This is a genomic window from Rhodococcus sp. (in: high G+C Gram-positive bacteria), from assembly GCF_049286785.1.
Lineage (GTDB): Bacteria > Actinomycetota > Actinomycetes > Mycobacteriales > Mycobacteriaceae > Rhodococcus_F.
In genome coordinates this window covers 1-2,015 of record NZ_JBAQEO010000739.1, presented here as the reverse complement: position 1 = coordinate 2,015, position 2,015 = coordinate 1, and the positions used below count along the sequence as shown (strand labels likewise).

Annotated in this window: 3 protein-coding genes; all 3 read left to right on the top strand. The window is 64.1% G+C overall.

Going from position 1 to position 2,015, the window contains the following annotated elements; translation table 11 throughout:
• Nucleotides 1–473: acyl-CoA dehydrogenase family protein (locus WAW17_RS26830; RefSeq protein ID WP_422335901.1), on the top strand; the 473-nt coding region annotated here is incomplete at its 5' end.
• Between the two features lie 8 nt (nucleotides 474–481).
• Nucleotides 482–1,264, top strand: coding sequence for an enoyl-CoA hydratase (locus WAW17_RS26825; RefSeq protein WP_422335900.1), 783 nt, complete (start codon nucleotides 482–484; stop codon nucleotides 1,262–1,264).
• Between the two features lie 191 nt (nucleotides 1,265–1,455).
• Nucleotides 1,456–1,980 carry a hypothetical protein gene (locus WAW17_RS26820; RefSeq protein ID WP_422335899.1) on the top strand — a complete coding sequence of 175 codons (525 nt, stop codon included), beginning with the start codon at nucleotides 1,456–1,458 and terminating at the stop codon, nucleotides 1,978–1,980.
• Nucleotides 1,981–2,015: the final 35 nt, after the last annotated feature.

The window sequence follows — 2,015 nt, the reverse complement described above, 5'->3', positions numbered from 1 at the left end:
ACCAGGGATGGGGCGTCGCGAATGGTGCACTCGGGCACGAACGTACGCTGCTCTGGCTGAGTTTCGCCGATCGCCTGCAGGATCTCGTCGAGGACTTCCGCCCTGTCACGGTGCTCGATCGAGATCGTTATGCCACTCTCGCCATGGATTTGCAGGCACTTCGCTTGCTCGGTTCCGGGGCGCTCGCCCGCGCCGCTCGTGGTGATCAGGACGTGGCCGCGCTCTCGGTGCTGAAACTTCTGGGATCCGAAGGCGTGCAGAAGGCCTCGGAGCACGCGTTGGACGCGGCCGGGTCGAACGGTCTCGTGCATCCCGCGTTGACGGCACCGTACACGCCTTGGAACAACGATCATTTCGCGTGCGGATGGTTCGAACGCTATGCGCGTAGCTTCGCCGGCACAATCGCCGGCGGAACGTCCGAGATCCAGCGCACCATCGTGGCCGAGCGCGTACTCGGTCTACCCCGGAGTTGAGGACTGCCGTGTACATTCTCTACGAAGTTGCCGACAAGATCGCCACCATCACTCTGAATCGTCCCGAGGCTGCCAATGCCCAGAACGCAGAGCTTCTCGACGAACTCGATGCAGCCTGGACCCGGGCGGCAGCCGACGTGGACGTGGCGGTGATCGTTCTGCGCGCCGAGGGCAAGCACTTCTCGGCGGGACACGACCTGAGGGGTCAGGGCCCCGTGCCCGAGAAGATCACCCTGGAGATGATCTACCAGGGTGAGAGCCGCCGCTATCTGGAGTACTCACTGCGGTGGCGTAATGTGCCGAAGCCGACCATCGCCGCCGTCCAGGGACGGTGCATCGCGGGTGGATTGCTGCTGGCCTGGCCCTGCGACCTGATCATTGCCGCCGAGGATGCTTTGTTCTCCGACCCGGTCGTCATGATGGGTATCGGCGGTGTCGAATACCACGGTCACACATGGGAACTCGGTGCACGCAAGGCGAAGGAGATCCTCTTCACCGGCCGTCCGGTGACGGCCGAGGAGGCCCGGCAAGTCGGCATGGTGAACAAGGTGGTGCCTCGCGAAGACCTGGACGCCGAGACGAGGGCTCTCGCCGAGCACATCGCCACGATGCCGTCGTTCGGGCTCCGCCAAGCCAAGCGCGCGGTCAACCAGACCCTGGATGTGCAGGGCTTCTATGCCGCGATCCAGTCGGTGTTCGACGTCCATCAGACCGGTCACGGCAATGCCTTGAGCGTCGGCGGCTATCCGATCCTCGTGAATCTGGACGATATGAAGGAAAGGATCGAATAACCTGCGTGTGTGCAGGTACGCTTACGGCGGGCTGGTTGATGACCGGAATGTACTGTCGGAGAACCGGACTCGATGGTCCGAATACATTCCTTCCGTAGCGGGATCGGCCATACACCACTCCGAGAGTCCCGGAGAAGTTCGAAACAGAAATTGGTGGACGGAACTCGTCCGTCCACCGGAGAGGATCCTTCATGCGCAAGTCATTTACCCGTCGAGGCCTGGCTGCCTTCGGTCTCGTGGCCGTCCTGGCTGCCACCGTCACCGGCTGCAGCGATGATTCCGACGACAGTTCCAGCGACAGCACGACGACGGCTGCCACCACATCGGCGTCGGAAAAGACCACGGCCGCTGCGGCAACGGCCGACGCGGCGACGACCAAGGAGATCACCGACGCCTTCGTGACCTTCTTCAACGGGACCACCCCGCCCGCCGACCGCGCCGCGCTCGTCGAGAACGGCGATGTGTTCCTGCCGACTCTCGAAGGGATGACTGCGAATCCGCAGGCCATGGCCACCACCGCAACGGTGGAGGGCGTCACACTCACCGACCCGGCGAACGCCGCCGTCAAGTGGACGCTTCTCATGGGTGGCAACCCGGTGCTGCCGGACCAATCCGGAGAGGCTCTCGAGCAGGCCGGCAAGTGGAAGGTCTCTGCCAACACTTTCTGCTCGCTGATGGCCATCCAGGGTGGCGGTGCGCCTGTACCGGGCTGCTAGAGCGTCACCGCGCAGTCCCGCGCCGTCGGGGGGGG